At 38.1% G+C, this 16,430-nt stretch carries 16 protein-coding genes and 1 pseudogene; all 17 read left to right on the top strand.

What is annotated here, in order from left to right; all coding sequences use genetic code 11:
• Positions 1-142: 142 nt before the first annotated feature.
• The 17 genes and pseudogenes from LBYS11_RS04855 to trmFO all read left to right on the top strand — a co-directional run bounded on the left by LBYS11_RS04855 (position 143) and on the right by trmFO (position 16,170).
• Entirely contained in the window at positions 143-478 is a 336-nt protein-coding gene (locus tag LBYS11_RS04855) for a putative DNA-binding protein (RefSeq protein ID WP_048391643.1), read from the top strand.
• A 12-nt stretch (positions 479-490) separates the two neighbouring features.
• Positions 491-1,849, top strand: a complete 1,359-nt coding sequence (gene ffh / locus LBYS11_RS04860) for a signal recognition particle protein (protein ID WP_048391641.1) — start codon at positions 491-493, stop codon at positions 1,847-1,849.
• 94 nt (positions 1,850-1,943) lie between these two features.
• Positions 1,944-2,216 carry a 30S ribosomal protein S16 gene (rpsP, locus tag LBYS11_RS04865; protein ID WP_004269411.1) on the top strand — a complete coding sequence of 91 codons (273 nt, stop codon included), beginning with the start codon at positions 1,944-1,946 and terminating at the stop codon, positions 2,214-2,216.
• A gap of 15 nt (positions 2,217-2,231) precedes the next feature.
• The gene (locus LBYS11_RS04870) at positions 2,232-2,465 is read left to right on the top strand and encodes a KH domain-containing protein (protein ID WP_004269410.1); all 234 of its coding nucleotides are present in this window, start codon (positions 2,232-2,234) and stop codon (positions 2,463-2,465) included.
• A gap of 373 nt (positions 2,466-2,838) precedes the next feature.
• Positions 2,839-3,354 (top strand): ribosome maturation factor RimM, encoded by a 516-nt coding sequence (gene rimM / locus LBYS11_RS04875; protein WP_054550508.1) that lies wholly within the window; start codon positions 2,839-2,841, stop codon positions 3,352-3,354.
• A complete protein-coding gene (gene trmD, locus LBYS11_RS04880) occupies positions 3,354-4,091 on the top strand; it encodes a tRNA (guanosine(37)-N1)-methyltransferase TrmD (RefSeq protein ID WP_066037837.1) in 738 nt (245 codons plus the stop codon). Before rimM ends, trmD begins: the two co-directional genes overlap by 1 nt.
• Before the next feature lie 116 nt (positions 4,092-4,207).
• Positions 4,208-4,552, top strand: coding sequence for a 50S ribosomal protein L19 (gene rplS / locus LBYS11_RS04885; protein ID WP_004269407.1), 345 nt, complete (start codon positions 4,208-4,210; stop codon positions 4,550-4,552).
• A 105-nt stretch (positions 4,553-4,657) separates the two neighbouring features.
• Entirely contained in the window at positions 4,658-5,227 is a 570-nt protein-coding gene (lepB, locus tag LBYS11_RS04890; protein ID WP_048391637.1) for a signal peptidase I, read from the top strand.
• Between the two features lie 57 nt (positions 5,228-5,284).
• The gene (gene ylqF, locus LBYS11_RS04895; RefSeq protein ID WP_048391635.1) at positions 5,285-6,160 is read left to right on the top strand and encodes a ribosome biogenesis GTPase YlqF; all 876 of its coding nucleotides are present in this window, start codon (positions 5,285-5,287) and stop codon (positions 6,158-6,160) included.
• Between the two features lie 164 nt (positions 6,161-6,324).
• Positions 6,325-7,085: pseudogene (locus LBYS11_RS04900) on the top strand (ribonuclease HII).
• 56 nt (positions 7,086-7,141) lie between these two features.
• Positions 7,142-9,031 (top strand): hypothetical protein, encoded by a 1,890-nt coding sequence (locus tag LBYS11_RS04905; protein ID WP_103117576.1) that lies wholly within the window; start codon positions 7,142-7,144, stop codon positions 9,029-9,031.
• Positions 9,028-9,330, top strand: coding sequence for an EscU/YscU/HrcU family type III secretion system export apparatus switch protein (locus LBYS11_RS04910; RefSeq protein WP_048391628.1), 303 nt, complete (start codon positions 9,028-9,030; stop codon positions 9,328-9,330). Before LBYS11_RS04905 ends, LBYS11_RS04910 begins: the two co-directional genes overlap by 4 nt.
• 162 nt (positions 9,331-9,492) lie before the next feature.
• Positions 9,493-10,653 carry an ADP-forming succinate--CoA ligase subunit beta gene (sucC, locus tag LBYS11_RS04915; protein WP_036080495.1) on the top strand — a complete coding sequence of 387 codons (1,161 nt, stop codon included), beginning with the start codon at positions 9,493-9,495 and terminating at the stop codon, positions 10,651-10,653.
• A gap of 17 nt (positions 10,654-10,670) precedes the next feature.
• On the top strand, positions 10,671-11,573 hold the full coding sequence (gene sucD / locus LBYS11_RS04920; RefSeq protein WP_004229280.1) for a succinate--CoA ligase subunit alpha: 903 nt from the start codon (positions 10,671-10,673) through the stop codon (positions 11,571-11,573).
• 197 nt (positions 11,574-11,770) lie between these two features.
• Positions 11,771-12,667, top strand: coding sequence for a DNA-processing protein DprA (dprA, locus tag LBYS11_RS04925; protein WP_103117577.1), 897 nt, complete (start codon positions 11,771-11,773; stop codon positions 12,665-12,667).
• A 91-nt stretch (positions 12,668-12,758) separates the two neighbouring features.
• Entirely contained in the window at positions 12,759-14,837 is a 2,079-nt protein-coding gene (gene topA / locus LBYS11_RS04930) for a type I DNA topoisomerase (protein ID WP_016994084.1), read from the top strand.
• A 19-nt stretch (positions 14,838-14,856) separates the two neighbouring features.
• Positions 14,857-16,170 carry an FADH(2)-oxidizing methylenetetrahydrofolate--tRNA-(uracil(54)-C(5))-methyltransferase TrmFO gene (gene trmFO / locus LBYS11_RS04935; RefSeq protein WP_016994086.1) on the top strand — a complete coding sequence of 438 codons (1,314 nt, stop codon included), beginning with the start codon at positions 14,857-14,859 and terminating at the stop codon, positions 16,168-16,170.
• Positions 16,171-16,430 lie beyond the last annotated feature (260 nt).

The raw sequence follows: 16,430 nt of genomic DNA on the forward strand, positions 1-16,430 counted from the left end.
TTGTTTAAAAGAGTATTACTAGCCAAAGGCAAAAAATGCCTGAAAGTTGTAATTTAGGATTTTAGACAAGGAGATTACCTTGACACAGACGGGCGCTTTTCGTTATGATACAAATGACTAATAGCGGGAGGAGAAACATTCGATGCTACTTGAAAAAACAACACGCATGAACTTTCTCTTCGACTTTTATCAAGCATTATTAACAGATAAGCAAAGAAGTTATATGGAGCTATACTATTTGGATGATAACTCTCTCGGAGAAATCGCTGAATCGTATGGTGTTTCACGCCAAGCTGTTTACGATAATATTCGTCGAACTGAAGCGATGCTTGAGGAATATGAAGAAAAATTATGTTTACTTGAAAAATTTCAACAACGTACCCAAATGCTGTCACAGCTAACACAGGGGATTACAGAAAAAAGTATGACAGCTGAAGAGCAGCTAGCACTTATTGAGCAGCTGAAAGAATGGGATTAGGAGGCGAAAGCAATGGCTTTTGAAGGATTAGCGGAACGACTCCAAGGAACGATCCAAAAGATTAAAGGCAAAGGAAAAGTGTCAGAGCAAGACGTTAAAGAAATGATGCGAGAAGTCCGATTTGCTTTAATCGAGGCGGATGTTAACTTAAAAGTAGTCAAAGAATTCGTGAAAAAGGTAAGTGAACGTGCTGTCGGTGTTGATGTTATGCAAAGTTTAACACCAGGTCAGCAAGTTATTAAAATTGTACAGGATGAACTAACAGAATTAATGGGGGGCGAACAAAGTCCCATTAAGTTTAATACGAAGCCACCCACTGTCATTATGATGGTTGGTCTACAAGGTGCGGGTAAAACGACCACTACAGGTAAATTGGCAAATGTTCTACGAAAAAAATATAATCGTAAACCATTATTAGTTGCCGCTGACGTTTATCGTCCAGCAGCTGTCCAACAATTACAAACATTAGGAAAACAGTTATCACTACCTGTTTTTGCGCTAGGTACTGAGGTATCTCCTGTAGAAATTGCACGTCAGGCAATTGAATTGGCAAAGGAAGAGCATCATGATGTAGTGATTATTGATACAGCTGGTCGACTTCATATCGATGAAGACCTAATGCAAGAGTTAAAGGATATTCGTGCATTAAAAGAGCCAGATGAGGTTTTCCTAGTTGTTGATGCCATGACGGGTCAAGATGCAGTCAATGTAGCAGAAAGCTTTAATGAAGCAATCGGTATTACTGGGGTTGTTTTAACAAAACTTGACGGTGATACGCGTGGTGGTGCTGCATTATCTATCCGTTCTGTGACGCAAAAACCAATTAAATTTGTCGGGATGGGCGAAAAAATGGATGCGCTTGAACCATTCCATCCAGAGCGTATGGCGTCTCGTATATTAGGTATGGGCGATGTTCTGTCCCTTATCGAGAAAGCTCAGGCAAATGTAGATGAAGCCAAGGCAAAAGAATTAGAAGAAAAGTTTAAATCTCAAACATTTACTTTTGATGATTTTGTCGAGCAATTACAGCAAGTCAAGAAAATGGGCCCTCTTGATGAAATTTTAAAAATGCTACCAGGTGCTAACAAAATCAAAGGCTTAGATAATGTAAAAGTTGATGATAAGCAAATGGGGCGTGTAGAGGCCATTATTTACTCGATGACGCCTGCTGAAAAGACCAACCCAGAAATCATTAATGGTAGCCGTAAAAAGCGTATTGCGAAAGGCTCTGGGACATCTATTCAAGAGGTAAATCGTCTCATTAAACAATTCGATGAAATGAAAAAAATGATGAAACAAATGACTGGAATGGCAAGTGGTAAAGGGAAGAAAAAAATGAAATTACCAGGCTTTGATTCATTGTTTAAATAATAATTTTTAGGTGTTAAGAAAAAACCCTTTACAAACAACCTAAACATTGATAATATACTATCTTGTGTGAAACTTATTCGGAGGTGCTATTAAAATGGCAGTTAAAATTCGCTTAAAACGTATGGGAGCTAAAAAATCTCCTTTCTATCGTATCGTAGTTGCAGACGCTCGTTCACCACGTGATGGTCGTCAAATCGAAACAGTTGGTACTTACAACCCACTAACTCAACCAGCTACTGTAAACATTGATGAAGAGAAAGCTCTTAAATGGTTAGCTGACGGTGCAAAACCATCAGATACAGTACGTAACCTGTTCTCAGAACAAGGTATCATGGAAAAATTCCATAACCAAAAATTCAGTAAATAATCGGGGGCGACGTCTTTGAAGCAGCTGATTGAAGCAATCGTTTTACCGTTAGTCGATTATCCAGAAGAAGTTCGTATTGAGACGGATGAAAATGCAAATCGAATTGTTTATAAACTTTTTGTTCATCCAGAGGATAGAGGGAAAGTCATAGGCAAGCAAGGGCGAGTAGCAAAAGCGATTCGTACAATTGTTTATTCAGCGGCAGGTAGTCACCATCAAAAGAAGACCTACGTCGATATATTGGATTAATAGAAAAGATTTTCACGCTCTTGCAACAAGTACTAGTGAGTCCTGATAGGTGTGTTTACATGTCGCTTAGGAGTTCAAAGTGGCCTTTTAGTATAAAGCGTAAAATCTGGACGAAAAAGGAGGGAGCTTGTAGGTTCCTTCCTTTTTTTATCTTTTTTTAACATCAGCATATCGCTATAACTTCTGTTTAAGTGGAAATTAAAGCTTAAATAAGGAGTATAGATAAAGGATATTGCTTATATTATTGTTGACAAGACAAATGAGTCTTAGCTAAAACTACATTCTTCCAAAGCACATCTGCAAGAACGGAACCTTTTTTGGATGAGCCAGATGCATTGTGAAGATAAGCATGTTTTTTACGAGGTGAAATAGAATGGAATGGTTTAATGTAGGTCGAATTGTCAATACGCACGGTATTCGTGGTGAGGTACGTGTATTATCGACAACAGACTTTGAAGAAGAGCGTTTTGCAGTAGGAAATAAGCTTGCTGCCTTTAAAAAAGACGATAAGAAGCCAACCTGGGTAACGATTGACTCTATGCGTCGTCATAAAAACTTTATTTTATTAACTTTTGAAGGCATGAACAATATCAACTTGGTTGAGCCATTTAAAGAAGGCATGCTGAAAGTGACAAAAGATCAAATGACTGATGATCTTCTTGAAGAAAATGAGTTCTTTTTCCATGAAATAATAGGCTGCACAGTTATTTCTGAAGAGGGCGAGACAATCGGTATAGTAGCAGATATCCTGCAAACAGGGGCAAACGATGTATGGGTAGTGAAAGGGACTAAGAAAGAACATTATATCCCTTATATAGAAGATATCGTGAAAGATATTGATGTTAGGGACAAAAAAATAGTCATTCATGTTATGGAAGGCTTATTATGATGAATATTCATGTATTGAGCCTGTTCCCTGATATGTTTTCAGGTGTTTTTGGTGCATCTATTTTAAAGAAGGCACAAGAAAAGGGAGCTGTAAATTTAGAGGTAACGGATATTCGTACATTTTCAGGGAACAAGCATAATCAGGTTGACGACTATCCATATGGTGGTGGTGCAGGTATGGTATTAAAGCCTGAACCAATGTTTAGTGCAGTAGAGGCTATAACTGCAGGGAAACAGCCACGTATCATATTAATGTGTCCTCAGGGCGAACGATTTACGCAGAAAAAAGCAGAGGAGCTAGCGCAGGAGACAGAGTTAGTGTTCTTATGTGGTCATTATGAAGGCTATGATGAGCGTATACGTCAGCATCTCGTGACAGACGAGATTTCCATTGGCGATTTTGTCTTAACAGGTGGAGAATTAGGCGCTATGACTGTTATTGATAGCGTAGTTAGATTGTTACCAGGTGTCTTAGGACAAGAGGATTCTCATATCCAGGATTCTTTTTCAACAGGTCTCCTTGAGCATCCACATTATACACGTCCTGCGGAGTTCCGTGGCATGAAGGTACCTGATGTTTTATTATCGGGGAATCATGCTAAAATCGAGCAATGGCGAGAGGAACAGTCGCTGAAAAGAACTTTTGAGCGTCGTCCTGACTTACTGGAGCAATACCCATTAACAGACAAGCAAAAATTGTATCTAGAAAAACTAAAAAACAATCGTCTAGATGCTTGATTGCCGAATCTATTTATGATAACATCTAATCTGTACTTCTATGTGGAGTACTGAATTACGGTGTTCCGCTGTGGCATAGATTGCGTGCAAGAGCATCTGTCTAAGGAGAGAAAACAATGTCAAACATTATTGCAGAAATTACAAAATCTCAGCTTCGCTCTGATCTACCAACTTTCCGTCCTGGTGATACTGTTAAGGTACACGTGAAAGTAGTAGAGGGTACTCGTGAACGTATCCAAATTTTCGAAGGTGTAGTAATTAAACGTCGTGGTGGCGGAATTAGCGAAACTTTCACAGTTCGTAAAATTTCTTACGGTGTAGGTGTTGAGCGTACATTCCCTGTACACACACCAAAGATCGCTAACTTAGAAGTTGTACGTCGTGGTAAAGTACGTCGTGCTAAACTTTACTACCTACGTAACCTACGTGGTAAAGCTGCTCGTATTAAAGAAATTCGATAATTATGACTTAAAAGTGAGGGGCTTGTGTTCAAGCCTCTTTTCTTTTTGCTTGTCATCTTTATTCACTATCATCTAAAATGGTGTTAGACAAGGGGGCAATTCTCAATGGAAAAACAAGTGAAAGAAAAAAATGAATTATGGGAATGGACAAAAGCACTATTAATTGCATTTGCGATTGCTGCAGTTATTCGATATTTTTTATTTACACCCATTGCAGTTGATGGAGAGTCCATGATGCCAACCCTTGAAGATGGCGACCGAATGATTGTGAATAAAATTGGTTATAAAATAGGTGAGCCTAAACGTTTTGATATCGTTGTATTTCATGCACCTGAACAAAAAAATTACATAAAGCGTGTAATTGGATTGCCAGGAGATACATTAGAGTATAAGGATGATCAATTGTATATAAATGGTGAGCCAATTGAAGAACCCTATTTAGATGCCTATAAAGCACAAATCACAGAGGGGACTTTAACAGAAGATTTCACCTTAAATGACATTGATGTTTCCTTGGATAGCAATACCATTCCTGAGGGGTATATCTTTGTTATGGGAGATAATCGTCGATATAGTAAAGACAGTCGACATATTGGCCTTGTTAACCAAAAAGAAATTATCGGTAATACTAGTCTGATTTTCTGGCCATTTAGTGATATAAAAATTGTAAAGTAATGTAAGAAAGGGAGAGCATAATCACTCCCTTTTTCTTTTAGTTTAGGAGGTATAGCTGTGACGATACAATGGTTTCCAGGGCATATGGCTAAAGCCCGACGTGAAGTAACTGAAAAATTAAAGCTTGTCGATATTATCTTTGAATTAATAGATGCACGTTTACCGCTATCCTCACGTAATCCGATGATTGACGAAGTCATTAACCAAAAACCTCGTCTTTTGATCTTAAATAAAGCGGATATGGCAGATGAACAAGAAACACGGAAATGGGTAGAGTATTTTGCAAAGCGTGGCCATAAAGCAGTAGCCATTAACTCACTTGAGGGCAAGGGCTTACAGCAAGTCACAAAAGCGGCACAAGATATTTTAAAAGAAAAATTTGATCGCATGAAAGCAAGAGGAATGAAGCCTAGAGCTATTCGTGCCATGATTGTGGGTATTCCAAACGTGGGAAAATCAACATTGATAAATCGATTAGCGAAAAAAAATATCGCTAAAACAGGCAATACACCAGGTGTGACAAAGGCACAGCAATGGATCAAAGTTGGTAAAGAGCTTGAACTATTGGATACACCAGGTATTTTATGGCCAAAGTTTGAGGATCAAGAAGTAGGCTTTAAATTAGCTTTAACTGGTGCTATTAAGGATACTATTACAAATATGGAAGACCTAGCTGTCTATGGATTACGCTTCTTATCTAATCATTACCCAAAGCGTATGGAAGAGCGTTACGGTCTTGAGTTTATCCATGAGGAGTTAGTGGATACTTTTGACCATATTGGTAAGCTGCGTCGTGTATTTGGTCCTGGTGGAGAAATAGATTATGATCAAGTAGCTCAACTAATTGTTCGAGATATCCGTGGATTACAATTAGGTAAACTTACCTTTGATTTTGTGGATGAACAGTTAGAAAAGGAAACTGAACAATTATAAGTATTTAAAACTGTCACACGTTCTTTTGTGACAGTTTTTCTTTTAGGAATACATTTTTTAACCGATAATGACTATAGAGAGGAAAATAGTTTTCAAGTTAAAGAGACTACATAATAACTGAACATGATATAGTTTGAATGAATAGAAGCAAGAAGGAGTACACAATGAAAACCATTAAGGAAATTACAACTGCATTGAAAGCTGCTGAGGAATGGCAAGATTGGATGAAAGAAGTTGCAGCCGATGAAAGAGCAGGTGTACAAAAGGCTTGGCTAACTTGGCAAAAGAGACAAGATAAAAAACATCAATTACTGCAAGATCATCAAAAAAAGTTACATTTGATTTAAGCTATGGGGGAACAGATACATTTATTGCGGGTGTAGATGAAGCAGGAAGAGGACCACTAGCAGGACCAGTCGTAACGGCAGCAGTAATTTTACCGACAAATTGTGAGGCACTTGTTGGTCTGAATGACTCAAAGCAATTATCGAAGGATAAACGAAACGGCTTTGCAACATTAATTAAAGAGCATGCCATAAGCTATTTTATTCATTTTCAATCTGCCCAACAAATTGATGAACTGAATATATATGAGGCAACAAAACAATCTATGAAGGTAAGTGTTGAATCATTGTCAACGAAGCCGAATGTTGTTTTAGTAGATGCTATGACATTACCTATTACAATTCCTCAAGATTCGATTATAAAAGGAGATGCTAAGAGCTTAGCGATAGCAGCTGCATCCATTTTAGCTAAAACAGCACGGGATGATTATATGGAGCAATTAGACGAGGAATTTCCAATGTATGGCTTTGCGCAACATGCAGGGTATGGGACTAAGCAACATTTAAAAGCGTTAGAAGAATTTGGACCGACTATTCACCATCGTAAATCATTTGAACCAATAAAATCTATGTTTTCATAAAGATAAAAAACGGTAGACAATTACACGAAGGAGTAATTGATGAAAGGAGTATGTATATGACAGCCACATCATTTAATCCAATTCAGATGCAGCAAAATGCAATGACTTCGACAAATCAACCACTTGCTTTAAAACAAGGACAAGTATTTCATGGAACAATTAAGCAATTATATCCAGATCAAATGGCAGAAATACAAGTAGGTAATCAAAAATTTATAGCTAAACTCGAAGTACCATTAAAAGCTGGGGATGCCCATTTCTTTCAGGTAACAGGGACAAATCCACAAACGGAATTGAAAATAGTGACTGGACCGATGGCGCAGGCATCTACACCGAGTCAGCAAATTAATCAGTTATTAGAATCCATGAATTTGCCAAAATCTGCAGAGATGCAGCAATTATTAGGGCATTTTATGAAAGCGCAGCTACCCATTTCTAAAGAGCAAATGCTGCAAGCTGAAATGTGGTTAAAGGCATTGCCAGAGGGTATATCAAAAGTAGATGCTCTACAAACCATTCAAAAAATGATAGAGCTTAAAATGCCTATGATAAACGATGTGTTTCAAGCATTGATGAGTGGTCAAAAGACATCTGGTATGACTGCTATCATGGATAACTTTGCTCAGCTTTTAGCGAAAGATACAACCCTATCTGAGTCATTGAGGCAAAATTTAATGCAACAAGTACAAGCGATTGCTAAGCCCTTTGAAGTAGAAACAGGTAGTGCAGTACTTGCAAGGCTTTTACAAAGTTTAACGAATAGTGCTACGACAATGAATGAAAAAATGCAAGCTTTATCAATGCTAAAAGAGTCGGGGATTCTTCCCCAGCAGGCTACATTGCAAAACTGGTCAAAAATGAATGAAGCAAAAGCCTTTCAGCCAATACAGCAAGCTGGTCAAGTTATTCAAACCATTCTTGCTACAAAGCCAGAAAATGCTAGACAACTGGTGGAACAGCTTAAATCATGGACCGAAAGTCAAAATTTATTAACGAATGAGCAAAAACAGCAAATCAATCAGCTGGTGGATCGTTTTAATCAGCTACCAGTATCAAAACAAACGCTAGATGTTTTTGCTAAACAAATGCAGGATCAGTTATTAAAAGCTTTTACTCAAAATACAGCTGATCGTTTATTTACACAGGATGCCCATACACTTTCTATGAAAGATCATTTGTTATCCCTAATTAAGCAAGAGGCCAATTCTCCTTCACAGAATGAGGCACTCATGCGCAATCTGGTGAAAAATAGTATTAATTCTTCGCAACCATTTATACAGCAAGTTGTGACACAAGCAGAAGCACTAGTACAAAATTCAATGGATAGTAAAGCGATGGAACATGCACTTAAAACGGTGTTGAAAAATTTAGGAATTAGCTACGAGGCTACACTCGGAAACAAGTCGGCTGATTTACACATGATTGCGCATCAGCTAAAGCCACAGCTCCATACATTATTGCAGGAAACTAATATACCACCTCAAATGAAGGAAGCGGCAGAGATGCTTATGACGCGTATGAATGGAATGCAGCTATCTTCAGGAGAAAATGGTCATCAACATCAGCTCATCATGCAAGTTCCACTTGAATTTTTTGGTAAGAAGATGGATGCAACCTTACAATGGAATGGTCGCATGAAAGATAATGGCAAAATTGATGCTAACTATGCACGCGTATTATTTTATTTACAAATGGCATCTATGCAAGAAACAGTGATTGATATGCAGGTTCAAAATAGAGTTGTCACAGTAACGGTCTTTAATGAAAATTCGGAAATTCAATCACTTGCTGAACCGTTGAAGGCTGCTTTAAAAATTGGACTGGCTGAAAAAAATTATCAACTTTCAGGTGTGTTTATTAAACAATTTGATAAAGGGCAAACGGAAAAAGTAGGTCCTGTAGTAGAACAGCGAGAGGAGCAGAGTGGGGTGGATATCCGCGTATGAGCGAAGAAAAACTTACTCGAAAAGAGGCAATTGCGCTTACGTATAAGCTTGGTCAATTTGATAGTCCCACTGTTGTAGCAAAGGGAAAAGGGAAAATTGCTGAGAACATTTTGGCAAGAGCAAATGAGCATAATGTGCCGATTTATGAGGATCCTAACCTTGTGCAGTTACTTGGTCAATTAGATTTAAATGAGTCTATTCCTGAAGAATTATATCAGGCAGTAGCAGAAGTTTTCGCATTTATTTATCGTTTGGATCAGCAACATGCGCAAAAATATAGAAAAAATGAATTATTCTGATTATTTTTACAAGCTGTTTTAGTACACAAAATAGAAAAAAGCGTCATAATAAGAGAGAAAATTCGAACTAAAGACAAAGTGTAGACTTTATCAGAATCTTTCGTTAGAATAGTCTATGTTAGTAAAACAATTCTATGCAAATGTTTGATGGGAGGATGTATTATGAATATCCATGAATATCAAGGGAAAGAGATTCTGAGAAAATATGGTGTAGCTGTACCAAACGGAAAAGTTGCTTTTTCCCCTGATGAAGCAGTAAAAGTAGCGAAGGAACTTGGCTCAAACGTAACAGTAGTCAAGGCGCAAATCCATGCAGGTGGACGCGGTAAAGCAGGCGGTGTCAAAATCGCTAAAAACCTTGACGAGGTGCGCACATACGCAAAAGAGTTATTAGGAAAAATTTTAGTGACTCATCAAACAGGTCCAGAAGGAAAAGAAGTAAAACGTTTGTATATTGAAGAGGGTTCTGATATCCAAAAAGAATACTATTTAAGTCTAGTATTAGACCGTGCCACATCTCGTGTAACAGTGATGGGATCTGAAGAAGGCGGTATGGATATTGAAGAAGTAGCAGAAACAAATCCAGAAAAAATCTTCAAAGAAGTTGTGGATCCTGTAGTTGGATTAACAAGCTTCCAAGCACGTCGTATGGCGTTTAATATGAATATTCCAGCAAACCTTGTAGGGAAAGCTGTTAAATTAATGTTAGGCTTATATCAAGCATTTATCGACAAAGATGCATCAATTGTAGAAATTAATCCACTTGTTGTAACTGGACAAGGCGAAGTAGTAGCATTAGATGCTAAATTCAATTTTGATGCCAATGCATTATATCGACATAAGGATATTGTCGAATTACGCGATTTTGACGAAGAAGATGCAAAAGAAATCGAAGCTTCGAAATATGACCTAAGCTATATTTCATTAGATGGAAATATTGGCTGTATGGTTAACGGTGCTGGTCTTGCAATGGCAACGATGGATACAATTAGTTATTATGGCGGAAGCCCTGCTAACTTCCTAGATGTAGGGGGCGGTGCAACAGCTGAAAAAGTAACAGAGGCTTTCAAAATTATCCTTTCTGATCCAAACGTAAAAGGCATTTTCGTAAACATCTTTGGTGGAATTATGAAGTGTAACATTATTGCTGAGGGTGTTGTAACGGCTGCTAAAGAGATTGGTTTAGCTGTGCCATTAGTTGTACGCTTAGAAGGTACAAATGTTGAACTTGGAAAAGAAATTTTAAATGCATCTGGTTTAAACATCGTTGCAGCGGATTCAATGGCTGACGGTGCACAAAAAATTGTGGGACTAGTAGGCTAAGGAAGGCAGGGAGAACAATGGCTGTATTTATTAACAAAGATACGAAGGTAATTGTACAAGGGATTACGGGCGAAACAGCTCTTTTCCATACGAAGCAAATGCTTGAGTATGGTACTAAAATCGTAGCAGGTGTAACACCAGGTAAAGGTGGACTTGAAATAGAGGGAGTTCCTGTTTTCAATACAGTAGCAGAAGCTGTAGCTGCAACAGGTGCTACAACTTCAGTTATCTATGTACCTGCACCATTTGCGGCAGATGCAATTTTAGAAGCTGTTGATGCTGAATTAGAATTAACAATCTGTATCACAGAGCATATTCCTGTCCTTGATATGGTTAAGGTTAAACGTTATATGGAAGGCAAAAACACTCGCCTAGTAGGTCCAAACTGTCCAGGTGTTATTACAGCTGATGAATGTAAAATTGGTATCATGCCTGGTTATATTCATACAAAAGGCCATGTAGGAGTAGTTTCTCGTTCTGGTACATTAACATATGAAGCAGTACACCAATTAACACAAGCTGGAATTGGTCAAACAACTGCAGTAGGTATTGGTGGAGACCCTGTCAACGGTACAAACTTCATTGATGTACTTGAAGCCTTTAATAATGATCCAGAAACATACGCAGTTGTTATGATTGGTGAAATCGGTGGTACAGCTGAGGAAGAAGCAGCGGCATGGATTAAGGCAAATATGACAAAACCTGTTGTAGGCTTTATTGGTGGACAAACTGCACCTCCTGGCAAACGTATGGGTCACGCTGGTGCTATCATTTCTGGTGGTAAAGGAACAGCAGCTGAGAAAATTAAAGCAATGAACGAAGCTGGTATTGAAGTTGCAGAAACACCTTCTGTAATTGGTGAAACATTGATTAAAGTAATTAAAGAAAAAGGGCTATACGAAAAGTGTAAAACCCATTAAAATGGAAGATGTAGCCATTACGGCTACATCTTTTCATTATTTATACACTGTTTATCATACTTCATTCAACAATTACCTACTTACTTATGAAGAAATCAACAATTTTGTGGCAGATGTTATAAATAATAATGCAATGTTGTGTTGAAAATTATCATGCGGTCATTTAATTTCTTCTATTATAAAGGGAGGTTTATTGAATGATTCTCGCAGTAGATACGCAGAGATTACTAGCCTTACATTATGTGTACCCATTACCACTACAGAAACTTCAGCAATTGTTGTCCCCTGTGAATATTTTAAGCTCTTTTGAAGACATTCATTATGACGACCTCGCAAAAGTTTTACAAATATCGGCAAAAAAAGCACATCAACTTTCTCAGCGCTTTCGACAAATTATGACAACACCGTTTGAAGAGGCCTATGCACGGGCTAATATTTTCCCCATCCCGTTTTATCATCCCTATTTCCCGGCGCAATTATTTGAAATATCAAGTCCACCTACTGTATTGTATGTGAAAGGTCAATATTCCCTGTTAACAAACAAAAAACAGATAGCTATTATAGGCTCTAGGAAGGCGACAGCGTATTCAAAAAGAGCGATAGACTTAATTGTCCCGCCGCTTATTCAACGTGATTATACGGTTGTTAGTGGGCTTGCAAGAGGTGCAGATACAATGGCACATAGGGCGACTATCGATATGGGCGGTCATACAATAGCTGTGCTTGGACATGGTTTTAATTATCTCTATCCATCAGAAAACCGCATTCTTGCTACGCAAATGGCAGAGAACCAGTTATTAATGACAGAATATCCTCCTTATATGAAGCCTGAAAAATGGCATTTCCCAATGCGTAACCGAATCATTAGTGGTTTATCTCAAGCATTAGTTGTGACAGAAGCGGCATTAAAAAGTGGCACGCTTATTACAACAGAGCTTGCATTAGAGCAAGGAAAAGATGTGTTTGTGGTGCCAGGACCTATAGACGCAACGCAATCAAAAGGGACAAATCAATTGCTTTTTGAAGGAGCAATTCCCATAGTGAATGGTCATCAAATCATTGAAACATTAGACCTCTTTTCTAACAAAAATTGAAAAAAAGTTGCATTATCTTAAAATCTGTTATACATTTTGCAACAGGTAACTTAAAAAATTAGTAATAGACCTCGCTAAGGGGGAGACATAGATGGCGGATTATTTAGTGATTGTAGAATCACCAGCAAAAGCAAAAACAATTGAACGGTATTTAGGAAAGAAATATAAAGTGAAAGCGTCGGTTGGACACGTACGGGATCTTCCACGTAGTCAGATGGGCGTTAGCGCGGAAAATAATTTCGAGCCTAAATATATTACGATACGTGGTAAAGGACCTGTGTTACAGGAATTAAAGTCTGCTGCTAAAAAAGTAAAGAAAGTTTATCTAGCGGCCGATCCAGACCGCGAGGGAGAAGCAATTGCTTGGCACCTTGCGACTGCATTAAATATTGATATTCACTCAGATTGTCGTGTTGTATTTAATGAAATTACTAAAGATGCAATTATAGAGTCTTTTAAAAACCCACGTCCAATTAACATGGATTTAGTAGATGCGCAGCAAACAAGACGTATATTGGATCGACTTGTTGGCTATAACATTAGCCCAATTCTATGGAAAAAGGTAAAAAAAGGTTTATCAGCGGGACGGGTACAATCTGTAGCACTACGAATGATCATTGATCGTGAAAATGAAATTAAAAACTTCCAACCTGAAGAATATTGGACAATTGAAGGAACGTTTGAAAAGGGAAAAAAATCATTTGATGCCCTTTACTATGGAAATGGTAAAGACAAAATAAAATTAACAAATGAAGCACAAGTAAAGGCAATCTTAAAAGATGTTAAAGGAACAAACTTTGATGTTGTCAATGTAACGAAAAAGGAACGTAAGCGTAATGCTGCACCAGCCTTTACAACATCATCTTTACAGCAAGAAGCTGCACGAAAATTAAATTTCCGTGCTAAGAAGACCATGATGCTAGCTCAGCAATTATACGAAGGTATAGATATTGGAAAAAAAGAGGGGACAGTCGGGTTAATTACTTATATGCGTACCGATTCCACACGTATTTCTGATACGGCAAAAGCAGAAGCGGTTACGTACATTGAGGGTAAATATGGAAAAGAATACATTGCAACAGAAATAAAACAAACAAAGAAAGCTTCAAATGCACAGGATGCGCACGAAGCAATACGTCCAACAAGTACAATGCGGACACCAGATGAATTAAAGGCGGTACTTAGCCGTGATCAGTTACGCTTATATCGCTTAATTTGGGAGCGCTTTATTGCGAGTCAAATGGCACCGGCAGTACTTGATACTGTAGCTGTAGATCTTCAAAATGGTGATGTTTTATTCCGTGCAAATGGCTCACAAGTTAAATTCGCAGGCTTTATGAAACTATATATTGAAGGTACTGATGATCAAACTGAAGAGACGACAAAACTTTTACCTGAGATGGAAATTGGTGATCAAGTAAAATCGCTTGAAATCGAGCCTAAACAACATTTTACACAGCCACCACCACGTTATTCTGAGGCGCGACTTGTTAAAACAATGGAAGAACTAGGAATTGGGCGCCCGTCCACATATGCACCGACCCTCGATACAATTCAGCGCCGTGGCTATGTTGTATTAGATGCTAAACGCTTTATGCCAACAGAGCTAGGAGAGATCGTACACCAACTCGTACTAGAATTTTTCCCAGATATCATAAACATCGAATTCACAGCACAAATGGAACAAGATTTAGATGATATTGAAGAAGGCAATCGACAATGGAAAAAAGTTGTGGAGGAATTTTACAAAGACTTTGAAGTCCATGTAAAACATGCGGATGAAGCTATGGAAAAGGTTGTCATTAAAGATGAGCCTGCAGGAGAAGACTGTGAGCTTTGTGGATCTCCAATGGTCTTTAAGCTTGGACGATATGGCAAATTTATGGCTTGTTCTAATTTCCCGGATTGTAGAAATACAAAAGCGATTATGAAGCCTATTGGTGTGAAATGTCCTTCCTGTGAAACGGGCGAAATTGTGGAGCGAAAAAGTAAAACAAAGCGTCTATTCTATGGTTGCAATCAGTATCCTGAATGTGAATTTGTCTCATGGGACAAGCCGATTAATAGACCATGTCCAAAATGTAGTGCATTATTAGTAGAGAAAAAGATAAAAAAAGGTGTGCAAATTCAATGTACGAAGTGTGACTATGAAGAAGCACCAACTCAATAATAGGAAGATGGTAAGAAACATGACTGAACAAGTAGTAAATGTAATTGGAGCAGGGCTGGCAGGTAGTGAGGCAGCTTGGCAAATTGCTAAGCGGGGTATAAAAGTTAAACTTTATGAAATGCGTCCAGTAAAGCAGACACCAGCGCACCATACTGATAAATTTGCTGAGCTTGTTTGTTCTAACTCATTGCGGGCAAACGGGTTAACAAATGCTGTAGGCGTTATAAAAGAAGAAATGCGTATGTTAGATTCTGTTATCTTAAAGGCAGCAGACCAATGTTCAGTACCTGCTGGAGGTGCCTTAGCAGTAGATCGTCACGAATTTGCAGGGTATGTAACTGAAACTGTGAAAAACCATCCACTTGTGGAGGTTATTCATGAAGAAGTCACAGAAATTCCAGAAGGTATTACAGTTATTGCAACAGGACCATTAACTTCAAAAGCTTTAGCTGAAAAAATTCAAGGTTTAACGGGTTTAGATTATTTATACTTTTACGATGCAGCAGCTCCTATTATCGAAAAAGATAGTATTGATATGAATAAAGTTTATTTAAAATCTCGTTATGATAAAGGGGAAGCGGCTTATTTAAACTGTCCTATGACAAAGGAAGAATTCGATCGTTTCCGTCAAGCATTAATCGAAGCTGAAGTTGTACCATTGAAGGAATTTGAAAAAGAAATTTACTTTGAAGGTTGTATGCCAATTGAAGTCATGGCAGCTCGTGGAGAGAAAACTATGTTATTTGGTCCGATGAAGCCAGTGGGTCTTGAGGATCCTAAAACAGGAAAACGTCCATATGCAGTTGTTCAACTTCGTCAAGACGATGCAGCAGGCACGCTTTACAACATTGTAGGCTTCCAAACGCATTTAAAATGGGGGCCACAAAAGGAAGTGTTACAGCTCATTCCTGGGTTAGAGAATGTAGAAATTGTTCGCTATGGCGTCATGCACAGAAACACCTTCATTAATTCACCGAAAGTTTTAGAAAAAACATATCAACTTCGTGAGCAAAAGAATATTTTCTTTGCAGGTCAGATGACTGGTGTAGAAGGCTATGTTGAATCAGCAGGTAGTGGATTAATTGCAGGAATAAATGCAGCTCGTTTAGCCTTAGGACAAGAGCCGATTATTTTCCCATTCGAAACGGCATTAGGTAGCATGGCGCGTTATATAACAGAAGCACAGTCGAAAAACTTCCAGCCTATGAATGTAAACTTCGGCATCTTCCCTGACTTACCACCTGGTCGTCGTTCTAAGCCAGAGCGTGCGGAAATGCATGCAACACGCGCAATAAGCACAATTCGAAATTTTGTGAATTCACAAACAATTTAATTGCCAAAAGCCTCTAAAAGTTGTTATACTCTTAGAGGCTTTTTCTTTTTGTAGACAAAATGCTTAATTAGACGTATTTTATTATTTTGTATGGAGTTTTTCTCAAAATATAACTATTTACACTTGCTATATTATGAAGATAGGTTTAGTGTCAATATGTATGTTTATTAATGATCAGGAAAACGATACAAACTTGTAAGAGATGACAAAGGATTGTATATCCGTTATATTACAAGTGTCAGTCATTTAAGAAAATTATT

The organism is Lysinibacillus sp. YS11, assembly GCF_002896375.1.
GTDB lineage: Bacteria > Bacillota > Bacilli > Bacillales_A > Planococcaceae > Lysinibacillus > Lysinibacillus capsici.

Coding starts and splice junctions, on each gene's coding strand:
- LBYS11_RS04855 (WP_048391643.1), top strand. CDS start 143: ATGCTACTTGAAAAAACAACACGCATGAACTTTCTCTTCGACTTTTAT.
- LBYS11_RS04910 (WP_048391628.1), top strand. CDS start 9,028: ATGAGCGAAGAAAAACTTACTCGAAAAGAGGCAATTGCGCTTACGTAT.
- LBYS11_RS04905 (WP_103117576.1), top strand. CDS start 7,142: ATGACAGCCACATCATTTAATCCAATTCAGATGCAGCAAAATGCAATG.
- topA (WP_016994084.1), top strand. CDS start 12,759: ATGGCGGATTATTTAGTGATTGTAGAATCACCAGCAAAAGCAAAAACA.
- dprA (WP_103117577.1), top strand. CDS start 11,771: ATGATTCTCGCAGTAGATACGCAGAGATTACTAGCCTTACATTATGTG.
- lepB (WP_048391637.1), top strand. CDS start 4,658: ATGGAAAAACAAGTGAAAGAAAAAAATGAATTATGGGAATGGACAAAA.
- trmFO (WP_016994086.1), top strand. CDS start 14,857: ATGACTGAACAAGTAGTAAATGTAATTGGAGCAGGGCTGGCAGGTAGT.
- rpsP (WP_004269411.1), top strand. CDS start 1,944: ATGGCAGTTAAAATTCGCTTAAAACGTATGGGAGCTAAAAAATCTCCT.
- trmD (WP_066037837.1), top strand. CDS start 3,354: ATGAATATTCATGTATTGAGCCTGTTCCCTGATATGTTTTCAGGTGTT.
- rplS (WP_004269407.1), top strand. CDS start 4,208: ATGTCAAACATTATTGCAGAAATTACAAAATCTCAGCTTCGCTCTGAT.
- sucD (WP_004229280.1), top strand. CDS start 10,671: ATGGCTGTATTTATTAACAAAGATACGAAGGTAATTGTACAAGGGATT.
- sucC (WP_036080495.1), top strand. CDS start 9,493: ATGAATATCCATGAATATCAAGGGAAAGAGATTCTGAGAAAATATGGT.
- ffh (WP_048391641.1), top strand. CDS start 491: ATGGCTTTTGAAGGATTAGCGGAACGACTCCAAGGAACGATCCAAAAG.
- rimM (WP_054550508.1), top strand. CDS start 2,839: ATGGAATGGTTTAATGTAGGTCGAATTGTCAATACGCACGGTATTCGT.